Here is a 17,420-nt window from a genome sequence, read left to right as displayed (position 1 = left end):
TCCAAAGCCGACCGACTACCGAACGTAATCGAACGCCCGTGCCGTATTCGCCGCCAGCGCCGCCGCCAAGGCGTCCTCGTCGATGCCCCGCACGGCGGCCATCGCGCGTACCGTGACCGGAACGAGGTACGGGGCGTTGGGCCGTCCGCGGTACGGCGCCGGGGTCAGGAAGGGCGCGTCGGTCTCCACGAGGACCAGTTCCAGCGGGGCGACGGCGAGGGCGTCCCGCAGGTTCTGGGCGTTCTTGAAGGTGACGTTGCCGGCGAAGGACATGTAGTAGCCGGCCCGGGCGCAGATCCGCGCCATCTCCGCGTCGCCCGAGTAGCAGTGGAACACCGTCCGCTCCGGGGCTCCCTCCTCCTTGAGGACGCGCAGGACGTCGGCGTGGGCCTCGCGGTCGTGGATGACGAGGGCCTTGCCGTGCCGCTTGGCGATCTCGATGTGGGCGCGGAAGGACCTCTCCTGTGCCGCCTTGCCCTCGGGGCCGGTGCGGAAGTAGTCGAGCCCGGTCTCGCCGACGCCCTTGACCTGGGGCAGCGCGGCCAGCTTGTCGATCTCGGCCAGCGCCTCGTCCAGCGCCGCGTCCCCGCCGGGCTCGCGGGCGCCCTGCCTCGACCAGCCGTCGGGGTCGCCGTGGACGATGCGCGGGGCCTCGTTCGGGTGCAGGGCGACCGTGGCGTGGACGCTCCCGTACGCCGCGGCCGTCTCGGCGGCCCACCGCGAGCCCTTGAGGTCGCAGCCGACCTGGACGACCGTCGCCACCCCCACGGACGCGGCCCTGGCCAGGCCTTCCTCGACGGTGCCGGACTGCATGTCGAGGTGGGTGTGGGAGTCGGCGACCGGTATCCGGAGCGGTTCCGGAAGCGGGGGCGCCGCGTTCTTGTCGGCGTGGGAAGGCATGCCCCGATCCTACGAAAGGGGCATGCCGTCACCGTTCGTCATCCCGTGTGGCGGTGGAACGGGTGCAGCAGGTCGGACAGGTGCCAGTGGTGGCGCTCGGGCCGGCCTGCCGGGGCCGGGGGCCGCCGGTGCAGCGGGCTCTGCGCGGACGACACCCGTCCGGCCCGCATGATCCTCACGACGTGACCGTCACAGTTCCCGCAGCTCGGCCGGGACAGCGGGGACGGAACGACGCGGCCGTCCGCCACGTACCGCACGAACTCGTTGCCGTCACCGTCCGTGTGGTGCTCTATCTCGTACGACTGCTCCCATCCGTGCCCGCATCGCATGCAGGCGAAGGAGTAGGACTCGTTGACGACTGCGGTGGCCGTGCCGCGCCGGCCGGCCGGCCCTGTGATCCCGCTCACGCCGACTCCTCTCGTCCACTGGACAAAGGGACGGACACGTCCCGCCGTCCAGTGAACGCCGCCCCTGACGCGAACGCTCACGGCCTGTGGAGTGTTGGAGGCGATTTGGACTCCGCTTGTCAAAGGCTCCCCTGGACGGCCGAAGTCGCTTTGCCTTCCAGCACTGCCCTTTGCCGCCCCATGGGGCGCCCGCTCAGGAGAGATGCGTCCTGCTCAGAGCGGCCGCGGGCGCCCTCTCACGCCCCCGCGCGCTTGGCGGCGACCACCGCGTCGAACACCTCCCGCTTGGGCACCCCGGCCTCGGCCGCGACCGCCGCGATGGCCTCCTTGCGCCGCTCGCCGGCCTCCTCGCGCACCCGTACCCGCCGCACCAGCTCCTCGGCGCCGACCTCCTCGGGCCCCTTCTCGGGCGCCCCCTCGACCACGACGGTGATCTCGCCGCGCACGCCCTCGGCGGCCCACGCGGCCAGCTCCCCGAGCCCGCCGCGCCGTACCTCCTCGTAGGTCTTGGTCAGCTCCCGGCACACGGCGGCCCGCCGCTCGGCGCCGAACACCTCGGCCATCGCGGCGAGTGTGTCGTCGAGCCGGTGCGGGGCCTCGAAGTAGACCAGCGTGCGCCGCTCGCCGACGACCTCCCGCAGCCGGGTCAGCCGCTCGCCCGCCTTGCGCGGCAGGAACCCCTCGAAGCAGAACCGGTCGACGGGCAGCCCGGACAGCGCGAGCGCGGTGAGCACGGCGGACGGACCCGGTACGGCCGTCACCCGGACGTCCCTCTCGACGGCCGCCGCGACCAGCCGGTAGCCGGGGTCGGACACGGACGGCATGCCCGCGTCCGTCACCAGCAGCACGCGCGCGCCGCCGAGCAGTTCCTCGACCAGCTCCGGCGTACGGGCGGACTCGTTGCCCTCGAAGTACGACACGACACGCCCCTTGGGGGTCACGCCGAGCGCCTGCGTGAGCCGGCGCAGCCGTCGGGTGTCCTCGGCGGCGATCACGTCCGCGCCGGCCAGCTCCTCGGCGAGCCGGGGCGGTGCGTCCTGGACGTCGCCGATGGGAGTGCCCGCCAAAACCAGGGTTCCAGTCACGCCTCCCATCCTCTCAAGCGCCCTGGGAGGCGGACGCATCCCGGCCGGTACCGGCCATGCGCGGGACTCACACAGAACGGTTCCCTACGATGGCGCGGTGACCAGTACCACGTCCTCCACGGACACCCGGCAGGGCCTGGCCCCGTACGACCAGCGACCGTCGTGGCAGCAGCGGCTGCGCCGCTTCGGCTACTCGGCGGGGCCCGCAAGCGACGTCCGCGACCGTCTGGTGCCGCCGTATGCGCAGCCCAGTGAGCGCCTGTGGGCTGCCTTCGGCGTTCCGCGGACGTTCGCCGACCGGTTCGCCCGCTGGTCGGGCTGGGGCGGCCCGCTGCTGGTCACGCTGATGGCGGGCGTGCTGCGGTTCTGGAACCTGGGCAGCCCGAAGGCGGTGATATTCGACGAGACGTACTACGCCAAGGACGCGTGGGCGATCGTCCACCGCGGCTTCGAGGTCAACTGGGACAAGAACGCCAACGACCTGATCCTGAAGACCGGCGGCCACGTCCCCATCCCCTCGGACGCGGCGTACGTCGTGCACCCGCCGGTCGGCAAGTACGCGATCGGCCTCGGCGAGCTGATCTTCGGGTTCAATCCGTTCGGCTGGCGGTTCATGACGGCGCTGCTCGGCACGCTGTCCGTGCTGATGCTGTGCCGGATCGGCCGGCGGCTGTTCCGCTCCACCTTCCTCGGCTGTCTGGCGGGCGCGCTGATGGCGGTGGACGGCCTGCACTTCGTGATGAGCCGGACCGCGCTGCTCGACGGTGTGCTGATGTTCTTCGTGCTGGCCGCCTTCGGCTGCCTGCTGGTCGACCGCGACCGGGCCAGGGCGAAACTCGCCGCCGCGCTCCCGGCCGACGCCGACGGCCGGGTCCGTCCCGACGCGCACACGGCCGAGACGGCCCGCCTCGGCCTGCGCCCGTGGCGGTGGGCGGCGGGCCTCATGCTGGGCCTGGCGTTCGGCACCAAGTGGAACGGCCTGTACGTCCTGGTCGCGTTCTGCGTGATGGCCGTGCTGTGGGACGTCGGCTCCCGCAGGGTGGCCGGCGCCCGGCACCCGTACGTGGCGGTCCTCAAGTACGACCTCGGCCGGGCGTTCCTGTCCACGGTCCCGGTCGCGATCGCCGTCTACCTGGTCTCCTGGATCGGCTGGATCCGCTCCCCCGACGACGGCACCGGCGGTTACTTCCGCAACTGGGCGGCGACCGACGGCAAGGGCGGCTTCTTCGCCTTCCTGCCGGACTGGCTGCGCAGCCTGTGGCACTACGAGCACGAGGTCTACAAGTTCCACGTCGGCCTGTCCTCGCCGCACACCTACCAGTCCAACCCGTGGAGCTGGATCGTCGACGGCCGCCCGGTGTCGTACTTCTACGAGTCCCCCTCCCCCGGCACGGACGGCTGTCCGGCGGACGCGGTCGGCAAGTGCGCCCGCGAGGTCCTCGCCATCGGCACGCCGATGCTGTGGTGGGCGGCCTGCGCGGCGCTGGTGTACGTGCTGTGGCGCTGGTTCTTCCGCCGCGACTGGCGCGCGGGCGCCATCGCCTGCGGCGTCGCGGCCGGCTATCTGCCCTGGTTCATGTACCAGGAACGCACGATCTTCTTCTTCTACGCCGTCGTCTTCCTGCCGTTCCTGTGCCTCGCGGTCGCGACGCTGATCGGCGCGATCGTCGGCCCGCCCGGCTCCACGGACACCCGCCGCGTCGCGGGCGCGACCGGCGCGGGGGTCCTGGTCCTGCTGATCGCCTGGAACTTCGTCTACTTCTGGCCGCTGTACACCGGCACGTCGATCCCGATCGACTCGTGGCGTTCACGTATGTGGCTGGACACCTGGGTTTGAGTCAGCCGGCTGATCACTGTTCGGACAACATCCGAAAACAAGCCTCACAGTTTCCCCTTCAGCCACTTAGAGTCGTGGTTCTGCTAACGGGGAGGGAGCGCTTTCATGCGCAAGGGGGCCAAGGTCGCCGTCGTCGGCGGGGTGCTCGCCGCGCTGGTGGGCGGAGCGGGGTACGGGACGTACAACTTCGTGTCCGCGCTGGACGGGAAAACGGTTGTCGGCGGCGGTCCCGCGCCCGCGAGGACCGGGCCGCCGAGCCGGGACGAGGTGAAGGAGGCCTCGGCGAAGTTCTTCGCGGCCTGGGAGAAGAACCAGGCGGCGACGGCCGCGTCGTACACGAACTTCCCCGAGGTGGCCGGGCAGTTGCTCACCGCCTACGGGAACGACGCGCACATCACCGACGTGAGGATCACGCCCGGGGCGGCCTCCGGCACCACTGTGCCCTTCTCGGTCGAGGCCACCGTGTCCTACGGCGGGAAGTCCAAGCCGCTCGCCTACCGCAGCAAGCTGACCGTCGTGCGCGGCGCCACCACGCACCGGCCTTTGGTCGACTGGGACCCGTCGGTGGTGCACCCCGAGCTCAAGAAGGGCGACACGCTCGTCACCGGCGAGTCGGCGGCGGCGCCGATCGAGGCCGTCGACCGCAACGGAGCCGTGCTGACCAGGGACAAGTACCCGTCCCTCGGGCCGATCCTCGACGCGCTGCGGGAGAAGTACGGCGACAAGGCCGGCGGCACGCCCGGGATTGAGCTGAGCATCCGGCACGAGGACACGAACGCGGCCGAGACCCCGCTGATCACCCTCGCCAAGGGCCGGCCGGGCAAGCTGCCCACGACCATCAGCGCAACCGCGCAGGCCGCGGCCGAGCGGGCCGTGCGGAGTTACGCCGAGTCGTCCGTGGTCGCCGTGAAGCCGTCCACCGGCGAGGTGCTCGCGGTCGCCAACCACCGTGCCGACGGCTTCAACGCCGCCTTCCTCGGACGGCTCGCGCCCGGCTCCACCATGAAGATCATCAGCGCGGCCACGCTCATCGACAACGGGATCACCACGGCGGGCGGGCCCGCGCCCTGTCCCGACGAGGCGGTGTGGCAGAGCCAGACCTTCCACAACCTCAAGAGCATGGCCCCCAATGAGAACGCCACCCTCGCCGAGAGCTTCGCCCGCTCCTGCAACACGGCGTTCGTGAAGTACGCGGACGACGTCAAGGTGGACTCCCTGACCCGGGAGGCCGAGGACCGCTTCGGGCTCGGGCGGGACGACTGGAAGGTCGGCGTCCCGACCTTCGACGGCTCGGTCCCCGCCTCCGGAGGGCCGGACACCGCGGCCAACCTCATCGGGCAGGGCCAGGTCCAGATGAGCCCGCTGAACATGGCGTCGGTGACGGCCACCGCGATGACCGGCACCTTCCGCCAGCCGGTCATCGTCCCGCCGTCGCTCGACGACCGCCCGCTGGCCCGGGCCCGGGGCCTGTCTGCGGGCACGGTCGACCAGCTGCGGCGGATGATGAACCGCACGGCCACCAGCGGCACCGCGGCCACCGCGATGTCGGGCCTGAGCGGCAACATCGGCGCGAAGACCGGCTCCGCCGAGGTGGACGGCCAGGCCAAGTCCAACAGCTGGTTCACCGGCTACCGGGGCGACATGGCAGCCGCCGCCATGACCCAGGAGGGCGGCCACGGCGGCGACGCGGCGGGCCCGATCGTGGCAGCGGTCCTGCGCACGGGCGGCTGACCGGGCCCGGAGCGCGGGCGCACACGCCCCCGCCCAGGGGCGCGGGACTGTATCGACGTGCGGCTCCGCCGCGCGGGCGCGCCCCCCACACCCGCGCCGACAACCGGGCCCGGCTCGGGGAGCGCCCGGCGTCGCCCGGCAGGCCGGGATGCGGCGGCAGGCTCTAGGGTGGTCGACGTCGAGGTGCGTGTGGCGGGTGAGGGCAGTGGGGGCGCCCTGGGGAATCGCGGAGGACGGAACACAGTGGGCAAGAGAAGGCGCGTCGCCGAGCGACGGAAGACGTCTCCCGCCGTGGTCGGCGGAGTGATCGCCGTGGTCGCCATCGGCGCGGGCGCCGGTGCCTACGCGCTGTACGGCGGCGCGGAGGCCGAGAACCGGACGCAGACCGCGGCGGACGGCCACCGCAAGGCGGTGAAGACCGGCCCGCTGTCGGCGACCGAGGTGCAGACCACGGCCGTACGGTTCCTGACCGCCTGGCAGCAGGGCAGGCCCACCGAGGCGGCGGCCGCGACCAGCGACTCCGCGGCGGCCGCCGCCCTGCTGACCGGCTGCACCAAGGACGCGCACCTGAAGGACGTCACGCTCACCGCGGGCACCCGCAGCGGCGGCAAGGTGCCGTTCTCCGTGAAGGCGACCGTCTCCTACAAGGGGCAGACCAAGCCGCTGGCGTACGACAGCGCGCTGACCGTCGTCCGGCGCGCCGAGGACGGCGAGCCGGTCGTCGACTGGCACTCCGCCGTCGTCCACCCCGAGCTGAAGGACGGCGACACCCTCGTCACCGGCGAGTCCGGCACCCCGCCCGTCAAGGCCCTGGACCGGGACGGCGACGAGATGACCACCGCCACGTACCCCTCGCTGGGTCCGGTCCTGGACGGGCTGCGCGAGAAGTACGGCGCGACGGCGGGCGGCAGGGCGGGCGTGGAACTGCGCGTGGTCCGCGGCAAGGAGTCGAAGAAGGCGAAGCTGTCCGACAAGACGCTCCTGGAGCTGAGCAAGGGCACGCCGGGCACGGTGAAGACGACGCTGAACCCGTCCCTGCAGGCCGCGGCGGAGAAGGAGGTGTCCCGGAAGGACCGGTCCTCGGTGGTCGTGATGCGCCCGTCGACCGGTGAGATCCTCGCCGTGGCGAACAGCAACCGCAACTTCAACACCGCCCTCCAGGGCTCCCTCGCCCCCGGCTCCACGATGAAGGTCGTCACCGCGTCGCTGCTCATCGAGAAGGGCCTGGCCTCCGCCGACAAGCCGCATCCCTGCCCGAAGACGTTCCCCTACGGCGGCTGGGAGTTCCACAACCACAAGGACTTCGAGATCAAGGACGGGACGTTCAAGGCGAGCTTCGCCCGCTCCTGCAACACGGCCTTCATCAGCCAGGCGGGGAAGCTGAAGAACTCCGACCTGACCCAGCAGGCCCAGCAGGTCTTCGGCCTGGCGCAGGGCGACTGGGCGATCGGCGTGCCGTCCTTCGACGGCGCGGTCCCGGTGCAGACGGCGGCCCCGATGGCCGCTTCGCTCATCGGCCAGGGCGGGGTCCGTATGAACCCGCTGAACATGGCGTCGGTGGCCTCGACGGTCAAGGCGGGCGTCTTCCACCAGCCGTACCTGGTCTCGCCGTCCGTCGACAGCCGCAAGCTCGCCACGGCCTCCCGCACGATGTCCGCGTCCACGCTGTCCCAGCTGCGCGACCTGATGCGGTACACGGCCGCGTCCGGCACCGCCGCCCAGGCCATGGCCGGTCTCGGCCCGGACTACGGAGCGAAGACGGGCTCCGCCGAGGTCGACAACCAGAAGAAGCCCAACGGCTGGTTCATCGCCTACCGCGGCGATCTCGCCGCCGCGGGCGTCGTCCAGGCGGGCGGCACCGGCGGCGACACGGCCGGCCCGATCGTGGCGGCACTGCTGAAGGCGGGCGGCTGAACACGCCCCGGCGCCACCGGCGGGGCTCCGGGCGTCACCCGTGGGCGACGGTCGCGACGAACGACTCCGCCCTGTAGGTCCGCCGCAGGAACCTGATCAGCGTCCTGGTCTCGAACTGCACCACCGAGACACCGTGCGCGGAGTGCAGCTCAACCACGGTCTGCACCCGCCCGCACGGCCACACCCGCACGTCGCCGGTGCCGGCCGGGGCGCACAGGCCCTGCTCGAGAAGCGACCGGGAGAAGGCCCACTCGCACGCGCCGGGCAGGTCGACCCGCACCTCGCGCGGGTCCGCCAGAGGGTCGTAGCGCAGGCCGACCGGAACGGCGACGTCCTCCTGCTCGTCCTGGTTGTCGTCCGTGAGTATGTGGGCGCGTACGCACTGTTCGACTACCGACATCGGACGACCCCTTACGCGGTGTTGCCTGTGCGAGAGCTGCGCGTTCCGCGCTTTCAGCCCTCCCCTAATTTCCCACATTTCCTGAAATCCGCTTCTTGAACCCCCGGCCGGGCATCGATGCGCCGGCGCCTCCGCACGACCACCTCGCTCTTGCAAAAGGCTCGCAACAAGCCACTATCATCGAACGGTGCATGTGCCTGACGGATTCATCAACGCGCCCACTTCCGCCGTCACCGGAGTCGTCGCCGCCGGTGCCCTCGCCGTGAGCCTGCGCGGTGCGCGCCGGGAACTCGACGAGCGGACCGCGCCGCTGGCCGGTCTCGTCGCGGCATTCATCTTCGCCGTGCAGATGCTCAACTTCCCCGTCGCGGCCGGAACCAGCGGCCATCTCCTCGGCGGGGCGCTGGCCGCGATACTCGTGGGCCCCTACACAGGGGTCCTGTGCGTCTCGGTCGTCCTGCTCATGCAGGGCATCCTCTTCGCCGACGGCGGGCTGACCGCGCTCGGCGTCAACATCACCGACATGGCGGTCGTCACCACGGTCGTCGCCTACGCCGTCTTCCGCGGTCTGGTGAAGCTGTTCCCGCGCGGCCGCCGCACGGTCACCGTCGCCTCCTTCGTCGCCGCCCTCGTCTCCGTCCCGGCCGCCGCCGTCGCCTTCACGCTGATCTACGCGGTCGGCGGCACCACCGACGTCGCGATCGGCAAGGTCGCCACCGCCATGATCGGCGTGCACGTCCTCATCGGCATCGGCGAGGCCGCGATCACCGCGCTGACCGTCGGCGCCGTCATCGCCGTACGCCCGGACCTGGTGTACGGCGCGCGCGACCTCCAGCAGCGCCTGAAGCTGCGGGTCAACGGGGAACTCGTCGACGCCCCGGCCGCCTCGGGGCCCGCCCCTGTCGCCGCACTCCCCCAAGCTCTCGGCTCCGCTCGAGCGGGGAGGCACCCCCACCACCGCAAGCTGTGGATCACCGGTCTGGTCACCTCCCTCATACTCGCCGGCTTCGTCAGCTTCTACGCCTCCGCCAGCCCCGACGGCCTGGAGAAGGTCGCCCACGACCACGGCATCGACAGGACGGAGAAGGAGCACACCTACGCCGGCTCCCCGCTCGCCGACTACGGCGTGAAGGACGTCTCGGACGCCCGGCTGTCCGGCGGGCTCGCGGGCGTGATCGGCGTCGGGGCGACCGTCGTGGCGGGCAGCGGTGTCTTCTGGGTGGTCCGCAAGCGCCGTACGGCCGCCGCCGAGGCCGCCGACTCCTCCGAGTCCGCCTCGTCCCAGGCCGTCTGACATGGGAGCGGGCCACGCGCACCGGCTGTACCGGCACGGGCACTCCCCCGTGCACGCCCTGCCGCCGCACACCAAGCTCGCCGCGGCCTTCGCCTTCGTCGTGGTCGTGGTGTCGACCCCGCGGGAGGCGATGTGGGCGTTCGCCCTGTACGCCGCCCTGCTCGCGGTCGTCGCGTCCGTGGCCCGCGTGCCCGCCGGCTTCCTGCTCAAGCGGCTGCTGATCGAAGTGCCGTTCGTCGCGTTCGCGGTGCTGATGCCGTTCGTGGCCCAGGGCGAGCGGGTGGACGTCCTCGGGCTGTCGCTGAGCGTGAACGGCCTGTGGGGCGCCTGGAACGTGCTCGCCAAGGGGACCCTGGGCGTCGCCTCCTCCGTCCTGCTCGCGGCCACCACCGAACTGCGGGAGCTGCTGCTCGGCCTGCAGCGCCTGAAGCTCCCCCCGCTGCTGGTGCAGATCGCCTCCTTCATGATCCGCTACGGCGACGTCATCACCGACGAGATGCGGCGCATGCGCATCGCCCGGGAGTCGCGCGGCTTCGAGGCGCGCGGGATCCGGCACTGGGGCGTGCTCGCCAAGTCCGCGGGCGCGCTGTTCATCCGCTCCTACGAGCGCGGGGAGCGGGTCCACCTGGCCATGGTGAGCCGGGGATACGCCGGTTCCATGCCGGTCATCGACGAGGTGACCGCGTCCCGGGCGCAGTGGTCGTACGCCCTGGCCCTCCCCTGCGCGGCGCTCGTGGTCTGTCTGCTGGGATGGACGCTATGACAGCTTCTCTGGAGGTCTCCGGCCTCGCCTTCGCCTACCCCGACGGCCACCAGGCCCTGTTCGGCGTGGACTTCGACATCGGACGCGGGGAGCGGGTGGCGCTGCTCGGGCCGAACGGCGCCGGGAAGACCACCCTCGTACTGCATCTGAACGGCATCCTGGGCGGCGGGACCGGCACGGTGCGGGTGGCCGGGCTGCCGGTCGGGAAGAAGCACATGGCCGAGATCCGGCAGAAGGTCGGCATCGTCTTCCAGGACCCGGACGACCAGTTGTTCATGCCGACCGTACGGGAGGACGTGGCCTTCGGGCCGGCGGCGGCCGGACTGAAGGGCCCGGAGCTGGAGCAGCGGGTGCACACCGCCCTGGAGCGGGTCGGCATGCGGGAGTTCGCCGACCGCCCGCCGCACCACCTCTCCTTCGGCCAGCGCCGCCGGGTCGCCGTGGCGACCGTCCTCGCCATGGAGCCGGAGATCCTGGTCCTGGACGAGCCCTCGTCCAACCTCGACCCGGCCTCGCGCCGCGAACTGGCCGACATCCTGCGCTCGTTGGACGTGACGGTGCTCATGGTCACCCACGACCTGCCGTACGCTCTGGAGCTGTGCCCGCGCTCGCTGATCCTGAGCGACGGGGTGATCGCGGCGGACGGTCCGACCGGCGAACTGCTCGCCGACGACACGCTGATGCGTGCCCACCGCCTGGAGCTGCCCTTCGGCTTCGATCCGCGGTCCGTGACAATGGGTGCGTGACGCGTCAAGACGACGAAAGGCCCGCCGGGTCGCTGCTGCTGGACGACCAGCTGTGCTTCGCGCTGTACGCCGCCCAGCGCGCGGTGACGGCCGCGTACCGGCCACTCCTCGACGAGCTGGGGCTCACCTATCCCCAGTACCTGGTGCTGCTGGTGCTGTGGGAGCGCGGCGAGACCACGGTGAAGGAGCTGGCCGCGGCGCTGCGCCTGGACTACGGCACGGTGTCGCCGCTGCTGAAGCGGCTGGAGGCGGCGGGGCTGGTGCGCAGGGAGCGCTCGGCGCGCGACGAGCGCTCGGTGCTCGTCACGGTCACCGGGCGCGGGGAGGAGCTCCGGGAGCGCGCGGCGCGCGTGCCCGGCGCGCTGCTGGCGACGACGGGGGTCGGCGCGGCGGAGGTCGTACGGCTGCGCGAGGAGCTGCGGCGGCTGGCGGAGCGCGCCGACGCGGCCGCGCGGCGCCACTGATCAAAAAGTTACCCGCAGTTGCGCCCCCGGGTGGGGACAACTGACTTACCGGCCAGTACCTTGTGCACGATGCACTTGCGCGCACCTGTTCCGGGGAAGGCCGACCATGACTGACGGCACCGCTGCCGACACCCGCCCGACGAAGATCATGTACGTCGCCGAGGCCACCGCGCACGGCGGCCGGGACGGCTATGTCACCAGCCAGGACGGCCACCTAGGCCTGAAGGTCGCGATGCCGCCGCAGATGGGCGGCACCGGCGAGGGCACCAACCCCGAGCAGCTGTTCGCCGCCGGGTACAGCTCCTGCTTCCACAACGCCCTGATCCTGGTCGGCAACCGCGCGGGCTACGACCTGAGCGGCTCCGCGGTCGCCGCGAAGGTCGGCATCGGCCCCAACAAGCACCGCGGCTACGGCCTCGCCGTCGCCCTCAGCGTCTCCCTCCCGGTCCTGGACCCGGACGTCGCGGCCAAGCTGGTCGACGCGGCCCACCAGGTGTGCCCGTACTCGAACGCGACGCGCGGCAACATCGACGTGACGATCGTCCTCGGGTAGCCGGCGCCCAGGAATCGCAGGCCGTACGTCCGTGTTGCACCCACTGTCGCAGGCGAAGAGCGGAAAGGGTGGCGGACGTGGACGTGCACGGCACAGTGGCCGAGGGCTTCGAGCCGGTGGGGGAGGCGTTCGCGGCGAACTTCACGGTGCGGGGCGAGCGGGGCGCGGCGGTGGCCGTCTACCGGGACGGGCACAAGGTCGTCGACCTGTGGGCGGGGGCGCGGGACGTCGACGGTACGGCCGGCTCCGCCCCCTGGGAGCGGGGCACCGCGCAGATCGTGCGCTCGGCGACCAAGGGCGTCGCCGCCGCCGTACTCCTGCTGCTGCACCAGCGCGGCGAGCTGGACCTGGACGCGCCGGTGGGAACGTACTGGCCGGAGTACAAGGCGGCGGGCAAGGAGCAGACGCTCGTACGGCATCTGCCGGCCCACCGCGCGGGTGTGCCGGTGCTGGACCGGCCGCTCACGCCCGAGCAGGCCGCCGATCCGGTGCTCGGCGCGGAGGCGGTCGCCGCGCAGGCGCCGGCGTGGGAGCCGGGCACGGCCCACGGCTACCACGCGCACACGTACAGCTGGCTGACGGGCGAGCTGGTGCGGCGGGTCACGGGCCGTACGATCGGCGAGTGGATCGCCGACGGGATCGCCGGACCGGTCGGCGCGGACCTGTGGGTCGGCCTGCCGCCTGGCGAGACCGGCCGCGTGGGCAGGGTGGGCCCGATCGAGCCCCCGCACTCGGCGAACGGCCTGCGGACGCGCCCGAAGCGATCCGTGGCCGAGGCCTACGCCGACCCCGACTCCCTCACCCGGCGCGCCTTCGCCGCCATCACCCCACCGCCCGACGAGAACGACCCCGCCCACCACGCGGCGGTCCTGCCCGCGTCCAACGGCATCGCCACGGCCGACGGCCTGGCCCGCTTCTACGCGGCGCTGATCGGCGAAGTGGACGGCGGCAAGCGCCTGTTCACCCCTGAGACCCGGGACCTGGCCCGCGCGGAACACTCCGCAGGACCGGACCGCGTCCTGGTGGTGGGCACCCGTTTCGGCCTCGGCTACATGCTGCACGGCAGCGCGTCCCCGCTTCTCGGCCCCGGCTCCTTCGGCCACCCGGGCCGCGGCGGTGCCCTCGGCTTCGCCGACCCCGACTCGGGCATCGCCTTCGCCTATGTCACCAACGGCTTCCGCAAGAGCGTGACGGCGGACCCGAGGGCCCAGGCCCTGGTACGCGCGGTCGCGGCGTCCTTGACGTAGCCGCGAGCCCGGGGCGCGTCCGGGCCCAGGGCCGGGGCCCGGAGCGGGGCGGCGGTACCGCCCGGTGCGGCCGTATCAGACGTGGATGGGCTGGGACGTGCGGCCCGATGCCTCGTCGATCTCGGTGTGCGCCTTGGTCAGGAGCTCCAAGGCGAGCTCGTTCAGGGCCCTCGCTCCGGCGATCTCCTCACCGACCCGCGGCTGATTGGAGTCGGTGCGGTGCCGGCTGGCCCGCCCGTGCGCCCGGACCTCGCTGCCGTCGGGCAGGCGGACCAACGCCACCGCCCGGGTGTGCTGGTCGTCCTCCTTGAACTCCAGCTCGACATGCCATCCCACAGCGGTCTTCATCGTCATGACGATCACCTCCGGAACACCTGCTTCCAGAGTGCCCCTCACACGGCGCTCGCGCACCCAAAACCCGGCCCTGCCCGGCGCGCAGCATCAGCTCGATCCCTACGACCAGCAGCCCCGCGGCGGCGATGCGCGGCGCCCCGAAGCGCTCTTTGGAGAACACCGCACCGACCGCGGCACCCACGAGGATCGACATCACCCGCTGGGCCGAGAGAAAACTGCCCGGCAATATACGAAGCGGAGCCTGGCGTGTATGCCCAGGCTCCGCTTCATGTGGTAGCGGGGACAGGATTTGAACCTGCGACCTCTGGGTTATGAGCCCAGCGAGCTACCGAGCTGCTCCACCCCGCGTCGGTGTAGGAACACTCTACGCCACTCAGCGGCATCCAGTGACCAGCCACGGTGGCCTGCTCCCTCCGGGACCGAGCGGGCTCAAAAGCTCCACGCCTTGGCCACTGCTCGGCGTCCGGCCCCCGACCAGCCAGGTCATTACTGCATGAGCAGTGCTTGACCGATGATTCCCGCAGCGCGGCGACCGGTGCGAGTTCGGACAGGCCTGCCCGAAGTCGCCCGGCCGGAAGGACTTCGTCGGCAGGGCGTGGTACACGACGTGGATGGCCGCCGAGGCGCACAGGTACGGTCACGCGCCGTGGGCCGGGAGCGGGGCGAACGGCGCCGTGGTCAGCCCGATCAGCAGGCCCCGCCCGCGATGGGTGTAACCCGACCAGCTTGCCGGTGATCCGGTGGGCGATCGCGTTCCTGCTCGCATGCTCCCCCACTGCTGAACGTGTGGGAGGTACCCCCATCCGCGGCCGGCAGCACGGCGGCGGTCACGGGTGGCGTCACGCGGTGCGCTCACGCACGTCCACGAGGACGGCCCCGGCCTGGGCGGCCAGCGCCTTGGGTTCCATCGGGAAGACGGTGTACGGAGTTCCGGCGGCCGCCCAGACCACGTCGTGCTCCAGCAGCGAACGGTCGGCGAGCACCCGCGTCCGCGTCCGGTGGCCGAAGGGCGGTACGCCGCCGATGGCGTACCCGGTGGTCTCCCGTACGACGTCGGCCTTGGCCCGGGTGACCTTCTCCGCGCCGAGCTCCTCCCTCACCCGTTCGAGGTCCACGCGGGAGGACCCGTCCATGAGCACCAGGACCGGCTCCCCTCCCCCGAGCTCTCGACTGCGCTCGAGCAGGGGGGACCCCCATGCGGCGAAGATCAGCGACTTGCAGATCTGGCTCAGCTCGCAGCCGACGGCCGCGGCGGCCTCGGCGGCGGTCCGGGTCGCCTCGGGGAACCGGCGGACCTCGGCGATCAGCTCCTCGAGCCCCAGCTCACGCAGGGCTTCGGCAAAACGGGGATGGGCCGCGGACTCGGGTGGCGTCGTCATGGACGGCAGGTTAGCCGCTGCGTACGGAAGGCCGGTGAGGGTGCGCCGTCCCCACGGCACCCTCACCGGCCGGTCTCCCGGCCGAGCCGTGGGCTCAGGCCCGTACCAGCGCCCGGCCGTCGGCGGGATCGGCCTGCTCGGTGCGCAGGCCCTCGCCCTCCACGTCGACGTTGGGCAGGGCGCGGTCCAGCCACCTCGGCAGCCACCAGGCCCTGTGGCCCAGCAGGGCCAGGACCGCCGGCACGATCGCCATGCGCACGATGAACGCGTCGAAGAACACCGCGACCGCCAGGCCGAAGCCGATCATCTTGACCATCGACTCGCTGGAGCCGATGAACCCGGAGAAGACGGCGATCATGATGACCGCGGCGGCCGTCACCACCCGGGCGCTGTGCCGGAAGCCGGTCACCACGGCCTGGCCGGGCTTCTCCCCGTGGACGTAGGCCTCGCGCATCCGGGTCACGAGGAACACCTCGTAGTCCATGGCCAGACCGAAGACGACGCCCACCATGAAGATCGGCATCATCGACATGACCGGGCCGGTCTGCTCCACGCCCATCAGTCCGGACAGCCAGCCCCACTGGAAGACCGCGACCACCGCGCCGAGCGCCGCCAGCACCGACAGCAGGAAGCCGAGCGCCGCCTTGAGCGGGACGAGGACCGAGCGGAAGACCACGATCAGCAGCAGGAAGGCGAGGCCGACCACCAGGGCCAGGTACGGCAGCAGCGCGTCGTTCAGCTTCTGCGAGACGTCGATGTTCACCGCCGTGGAGCCGGTGACCAGGACCTTCGCGTCCGTCTTGGCCTCGATGTCCGCGCCCGCGCCGCGGATGGCGTGCACCAGGTCCTCGGTGGCGGTCGAGGACGGCTTGGACTGGGGGACGACGGTGACGATCGCCGTGTCGTCGGCCTTGTTGGGCTGCGCCGGAGTCACCGTCACGACGTCCTTGAGACCCTTGATCTCGTCGGTGACCCGGGTGAAGGACGCCTTCGGATCGTCGCTGCCCTTCGCGTCGACGACGACCATGAGCGGGCCGTTGAAGCCGGGGCCGAAGCCCTCGGAGAGCAGGTCGTAGGCGCGGCGCTGGGTGGTGGAGGTGGGCTGGGAGCCGTCGTCGGGCAGGCCCAGTTCGAGGGAGGCGGCCGGGATCGCGGCGGCGCCCAGGCCGATCACGCCGAGCAGCAGTACGGCGACGGGGCGGCGGACGACGAAGCTCGCCCAGCGCGTGCCCATGTTCGGCCGGCCCGGCTTCTTCCCGGCGCGCCCGCGGCCGAGCAGCCCGCTCTCCCCGGCCGGCTTCACCTTGCGGCCCGCGTAGCCCAGCAGCGCCGGGATCATCGTGAGCGCGATGAGGACGGCGATGACGACCGTTCCGGCGGCGGCGATGCCCATCTTCGTCAGCATCGGGATGTTGACCACGGACAGGCCGACCAGGGCGATCACGACGGTGAGGCCGGCGAAGACCACCGCGGAGCCCGCCGTGCCGACGGCCCGCCCGGCCGCCTCCTCGCGCTCGCGGCCCTCGGCGAGCTCCGCGCGGTAGCGGGAGACGATGAACAGCGCGTAGTCGATGCCGACCGCGAGGCCGATCATCGTGGCCAGGGTGGAGGTGGTGGAGCCCAGGTCGAGGGTGCCGGCGAGGGCGGTGATCGTGGCGACGCCGATGCCGACGCCGATGAGCGCGGTCAGCAGCGGAAGTCCGGCCGCGAGCAGCGAGCCGAAGGTGATGACGAGGACGACGGCCGCGATGCCGATCCCGATGACCTCCGCCGCGCCGGTCCGGGGCACGGCGTGGAGGGCGTCGCCGCCGATCTCCACGGTCAGCCCGGCGTCCCGCGCGTGCTGCGCGGCCGTCTGCAGGGCGGTGCGGGAGGAGTCCTCCAGCTCCATTCCGGAGACCTTGTAGCTCACCGACGCGTACGCGATCGTGCCGTCCCGGCTGACGGCCCTGGTGGTGTAGGGGTCGGTGACGGAGGCGACCTCGGAGCCGTCGGACAGCTCCTTGACGGTCTTCTTGACGGTCGCCTTGTTGCCGGCGTCCGTCATCTTCTCGCCGTCCGGCGCCCTGAACACCACGCGGGCGGTCGCCCCGTCGGCGCTCGCGCCGGGGAAGCGCTGCTCCAGCAGGTCGAAGGCCCGCTGCGCCTCGGTGCCGGGGATGGAGAAGGAGGTGTTGCCCGCGGTGGGCGCGGAGGCGGCGCCGACGCCGGCGAGGGTGAGCAGCGCCACCCAGATCAGGGCGACGAAGTGCCGTCGCCGGAAGGCGAGGCGGCCGAGTCTGTAGAGGATCGTGGCCACGTTGACGTACTCCCGGTCAGGTCGTGGGGGTTGTTCTGGGCAGGGGT

16 protein-coding genes, 1 tRNA gene and 1 pseudogene are annotated in these 17,420 nt (G+C 72.0%); 9 read left to right on the top strand and 9 right to left on the bottom strand.

The window, feature by feature from the left end; all coding sequences use genetic code 11:
- Positions 1–15: 15 nt before the first annotated feature.
- The 3 genes from ACX25U_RS21405 to rsmI form a co-directional block, all read right to left on the bottom strand.
- Entirely contained in the window at positions 16–900 is an 885-nt protein-coding gene (locus ACX25U_RS21405; protein WP_454382352.1) for a TatD family hydrolase, read from the bottom strand.
- A 38-nt stretch (positions 901–938) separates the two neighbouring features.
- Positions 939–1,307, bottom strand: coding sequence for a hypothetical protein (locus tag ACX25U_RS21400; RefSeq protein ID WP_454382351.1), 369 nt, complete (start codon positions 1,305–1,307; stop codon positions 939–941).
- A gap of 236 nt (positions 1,308–1,543) precedes the next feature.
- Complete coding sequence (gene rsmI / locus ACX25U_RS21395; protein ID WP_454382350.1) at positions 1,544–2,392, bottom strand: 16S rRNA (cytidine(1402)-2'-O)-methyltransferase; 849 nt, start codon at positions 2,390–2,392, stop codon at positions 1,544–1,546.
- A gap of 97 nt (positions 2,393–2,489) precedes the next feature.
- On the opposite strand from rsmI, the gene ACX25U_RS21390 reads away from it, so the two are divergent.
- The 3 genes from ACX25U_RS21390 (at position 2,490) to ACX25U_RS21380 (ending at position 7,874) form a co-directional block, all read left to right on the top strand.
- Complete coding sequence (locus ACX25U_RS21390; protein ID WP_454382349.1) at positions 2,490–4,229, top strand: dolichyl-phosphate-mannose--protein mannosyltransferase; 1,740 nt, start codon at positions 2,490–2,492, stop codon at positions 4,227–4,229.
- A 105-nt stretch (positions 4,230–4,334) separates the two neighbouring features.
- Positions 4,335–5,960 (top strand): penicillin-binding transpeptidase domain-containing protein, encoded by a 1,626-nt coding sequence (locus tag ACX25U_RS21385; protein WP_454382348.1) that lies wholly within the window; start codon positions 4,335–4,337, stop codon positions 5,958–5,960.
- A gap of 243 nt (positions 5,961–6,203) precedes the next feature.
- Positions 6,204–7,874: a penicillin-binding transpeptidase domain-containing protein gene (locus ACX25U_RS21380; RefSeq protein ID WP_454382347.1), complete on the top strand. Its 1,671-nt coding sequence runs from the start codon at positions 6,204–6,206 to the stop codon at positions 7,872–7,874.
- Positions 7,875–7,908: 34 nt separating this feature from the next.
- Here the strand turns inward: ACX25U_RS21380 and ACX25U_RS21375 are convergent, their stop codons facing one another.
- Positions 7,909–8,274: an SsgA family sporulation/cell division regulator gene (locus ACX25U_RS21375; protein WP_454382346.1), complete on the bottom strand. Its 366-nt coding sequence runs from the start codon at positions 8,272–8,274 to the stop codon at positions 7,909–7,911.
- A gap of 187 nt (positions 8,275–8,461) precedes the next feature.
- Here ACX25U_RS21375 and ACX25U_RS21370 point away from each other — a divergent pair, with 187 nt between their 5' ends.
- From ACX25U_RS21370 to ACX25U_RS21345, 6 genes are all read left to right on the top strand, one after another.
- Complete coding sequence (locus tag ACX25U_RS21370) at positions 8,462–9,568, top strand: energy-coupling factor ABC transporter permease (RefSeq protein ID WP_454382345.1); 1,107 nt, start codon at positions 8,462–8,464, stop codon at positions 9,566–9,568.
- A 1-nt stretch (position 9,569) separates the two neighbouring features.
- Positions 9,570–10,331, top strand: a complete 762-nt coding sequence (gene cbiQ / locus ACX25U_RS21365) for a cobalt ECF transporter T component CbiQ (RefSeq protein ID WP_454382344.1) — start codon at positions 9,570–9,572, stop codon at positions 10,329–10,331.
- Positions 10,328–11,077 carry an energy-coupling factor ABC transporter ATP-binding protein gene (locus ACX25U_RS21360; protein ID WP_454382343.1) on the top strand — a complete coding sequence of 250 codons (750 nt, stop codon included), beginning with the start codon at positions 10,328–10,330 and terminating at the stop codon, positions 11,075–11,077. The genes cbiQ and ACX25U_RS21360 overlap by 4 nt, the downstream gene beginning before the upstream one ends.
- Complete coding sequence (locus ACX25U_RS21355; RefSeq protein ID WP_454382342.1) at positions 11,074–11,541, top strand: MarR family winged helix-turn-helix transcriptional regulator; 468 nt, start codon at positions 11,074–11,076, stop codon at positions 11,539–11,541. The genes ACX25U_RS21360 and ACX25U_RS21355 overlap by 4 nt, the downstream gene beginning before the upstream one ends.
- Positions 11,542–11,647: 106 nt before the next feature.
- Positions 11,648–12,094 (top strand): organic hydroperoxide resistance protein, encoded by a 447-nt coding sequence (locus ACX25U_RS21350; RefSeq protein WP_454382340.1) that lies wholly within the window; start codon positions 11,648–11,650, stop codon positions 12,092–12,094.
- 77 nt (positions 12,095–12,171) lie between these two features.
- The gene (locus ACX25U_RS21345; protein ID WP_454394412.1) at positions 12,172–13,341 is read left to right on the top strand and encodes a serine hydrolase domain-containing protein; all 1,170 of its coding nucleotides are present in this window, start codon (positions 12,172–12,174) and stop codon (positions 13,339–13,341) included.
- 75 nt (positions 13,342–13,416) lie between these two features.
- On the opposite strand, the gene ACX25U_RS21340 is transcribed toward ACX25U_RS21345, so the two are convergent.
- The 5 genes and pseudogenes from ACX25U_RS21340 to ACX25U_RS21320 form a co-directional block, all read right to left on the bottom strand.
- Positions 13,417–13,689 carry a dsRBD fold-containing protein gene (locus ACX25U_RS21340; RefSeq protein WP_454382338.1) on the bottom strand — a complete coding sequence of 91 codons (273 nt, stop codon included), beginning with the start codon at positions 13,687–13,689 and terminating at the stop codon, positions 13,417–13,419.
- A gap of 79 nt (positions 13,690–13,768) precedes the next feature.
- Positions 13,769–13,894: pseudogene (locus ACX25U_RS21335) on the bottom strand (EamA family transporter); the annotation flags it as partial.
- Positions 13,895–13,966: 72 nt separating this feature from the next.
- Positions 13,967–14,043, bottom strand: a tRNA-Met gene (locus ACX25U_RS21330).
- A 491-nt stretch (positions 14,044–14,534) separates the two neighbouring features.
- On the bottom strand, positions 14,535–15,074 hold the full coding sequence (locus ACX25U_RS21325) for a YbaK/EbsC family protein (RefSeq protein WP_454382336.1): 540 nt from the start codon (positions 15,072–15,074) through the stop codon (positions 14,535–14,537).
- Between the two features lie 94 nt (positions 15,075–15,168).
- Positions 15,169–17,373, bottom strand: coding sequence for an MMPL family transporter (locus ACX25U_RS21320; protein ID WP_454382334.1), 2,205 nt, complete (start codon positions 17,371–17,373; stop codon positions 15,169–15,171).
- Positions 17,374–17,420: the final 47 nt, after the last annotated feature.

The sequence above is a fragment of the Streptomyces sp. JNUCC 63 genome (assembly GCF_054366325.1).
The sequence above is the reverse complement of the archived record's forward strand: the minus strand, read 5'-3'. Positions and strand labels throughout refer to the sequence as shown.

Coding starts and splice junctions, on each gene's coding strand:
- ACX25U_RS21405 (WP_454382352.1), bottom strand. CDS start 900: ATGCCTTCCCACGCCGACAAGAACGCGGCGCCCCCGCTTCCGGAACCG.
- ACX25U_RS21385 (WP_454382348.1), top strand. CDS start 4,335: ATGCGCAAGGGGGCCAAGGTCGCCGTCGTCGGCGGGGTGCTCGCCGCG.
- ACX25U_RS21375 (WP_454382346.1), bottom strand. CDS start 8,274: ATGTCGGTAGTCGAACAGTGCGTACGCGCCCACATACTCACGGACGAC.
- cbiQ (WP_454382344.1), top strand. CDS start 9,570: ATGGGAGCGGGCCACGCGCACCGGCTGTACCGGCACGGGCACTCCCCC.
- ACX25U_RS21360 (WP_454382343.1), top strand. CDS start 10,328: ATGACAGCTTCTCTGGAGGTCTCCGGCCTCGCCTTCGCCTACCCCGAC.
- ACX25U_RS21350 (WP_454382340.1), top strand. CDS start 11,648: ATGACTGACGGCACCGCTGCCGACACCCGCCCGACGAAGATCATGTAC.
- ACX25U_RS21340 (WP_454382338.1), bottom strand. CDS start 13,689: ATGAAGACCGCTGTGGGATGGCATGTCGAGCTGGAGTTCAAGGAGGAC.
- ACX25U_RS21325 (WP_454382336.1), bottom strand. CDS start 15,074: ATGACGACGCCACCCGAGTCCGCGGCCCATCCCCGTTTTGCCGAAGCC.